Here is a 1,549-nt window from a genome sequence, read left to right on the forward strand (position 1 = left end):
GTTCCCGGGCGACGACCTTCCGGTCGTGCGCGTCTCGGCGCTCAAGGCGCTCGAGGGCGACGCGGAGTGGACCGAGAAGCTCATGGAGCTGATGAACGCGGTCGACACCGCGATCCCGCAGCCCGAGCGTGACACCGAGAAGCCGTTCCTCATGCCGATCGAGGACGTCTTCACGATCACCGGTCGCGGTACGGTCGTCACCGGCCGGGCCGAGCGCGGCATCCTCAAGCCGAACGAGGAGGTCGAGATCGTGGGCATCCGCGAGAAGTCGACCAAGACCGTTTGCACCGGCATCGAGATGTTCCGCAAGCTGCTCGACGAGGCCCGCGCGGGCGAGAACGTCGGCCTCCTGCTGCGCGGTATCAAGCGCGAGGACGTCGAGCGCGGCATGGTCGTGGTGAAGCCGGGCTCCAGCACTCCGCACACGGAGTTCGAGGGCCAGGTCTACATCCTCTCGAAGGAGGAGGGCGGCCGCCACACGCCGTTCTTCCAGAACTACCGCCCGCAGTTCTACTTCCGCACCACGGACGTCACCGGCGTCGTCACGCTGCCCGAGGGCACCGAGATGGTCATGCCGGGCGACTCCACCTCGATGTCGGTCAAGCTGATCCAGCCGATCGCCATGGAGCAGGGCCTGAAGTTCGCGATCCGGGAGGGTGGCCGCACCGTCGGCGCCGGAACGGTCACGAAGATCAACGTCTGAGTTAGTTACTTTGGTGACCCCGATTAGCGTTGCCGCGATCGATACGGCATACTAGTCAGGTTGCGTCCGCGCAGGGTGGTTGGCTGCTCTCGCTTTCGAGAGAGGGCGGTCGGCCACCCTCGCCGGGTGTCCGGCGTGGTTCCAGCAGCCGCCGGCATCCCCGATCCCGACGGATCAAGGATTCCTCTCCTGAGGGTTCCTTGCGGGCAAGATCGCTCCAGATGGTTGGGGCGGAGCCTGGTCAGCAGATTTTTCTGCCGATAGGCGCGACACGCCCGACCGCGGGGGTCGGACATCGCAGGACCAACGGTCCTGCGGGCATGCGAGGGCCACAGCTTTCGCACGTAGCGGCATCGAGAGAAGGAAACAGAAGCCACCATGGCGGGACAGAAGATCCGCATCCGGCTCAAGGCCTATGACCACGAGGTTGTCGACTCGTCGGCGCGCAAGATCGTCGAGACGGTCACGCGTACCGGAGCGTCGGTCGCGGGCCCGGTGCCGCTGCCCACGGAGATCAACCGTTTCTGCGTAATCCGTTCGCCGCACAAGTACAAGGACTCGCGCGAGCACTTCGAGATGCGCACGCACAAGCGGCTGATCGACATCATCGACCCGACTCCGAAGACGGTCGACTCGCTCATGCGCCTCGACCTGCCGGCTGGCGTCGACATCGAGATCAAGCTGTAGGGATCCGGACAATGGACAGGCAAGTGAAGGGCATCCTGGGCGCCAAGCTCGGCATGACCCAGGTCTGGGACAACAACAAGGTCGTCCCGGTAACCGTGGTGCAGGCCGGCCCGTGTGTCGTGACCCAGGTCCGCACCGCCGAGACTGACGGCTACACCG

Annotated in this window: 2 protein-coding genes and 1 pseudogene; all 3 read left to right on the plus strand. The window is 65.3% G+C overall.

Annotation, left to right across the window (positions count from 1 at the left end; translation table 11 throughout):
• A partial coding sequence (locus tag DMB66_RS59225; RefSeq protein WP_255441687.1) for an EF-Tu/IF-2/RF-3 family GTPase occupies positions 1–703 on the plus strand: 703 nt, incomplete at its 5' end.
• A gap of 378 nt (positions 704–1,081) precedes the next feature.
• Positions 1,082–1,390, plus strand: coding sequence for a 30S ribosomal protein S10 (rpsJ, locus tag DMB66_RS59230; RefSeq protein ID WP_097322778.1), 309 nt, complete (start codon positions 1,082–1,084; stop codon positions 1,388–1,390).
• 11 nt (positions 1,391–1,401) lie between these two features.
• Positions 1,402–1,549: pseudogene (rplC, locus tag DMB66_RS59235) on the plus strand (50S ribosomal protein L3); the annotation flags it as partial.

It is taken from the genome of Actinoplanes sp. ATCC 53533 (genome assembly GCF_003947245.1).

Coding starts and splice junctions, on each gene's coding strand:
- rpsJ (WP_097322778.1), top strand. CDS start 1,082: ATGGCGGGACAGAAGATCCGCATCCGGCTCAAGGCCTATGACCACGAG.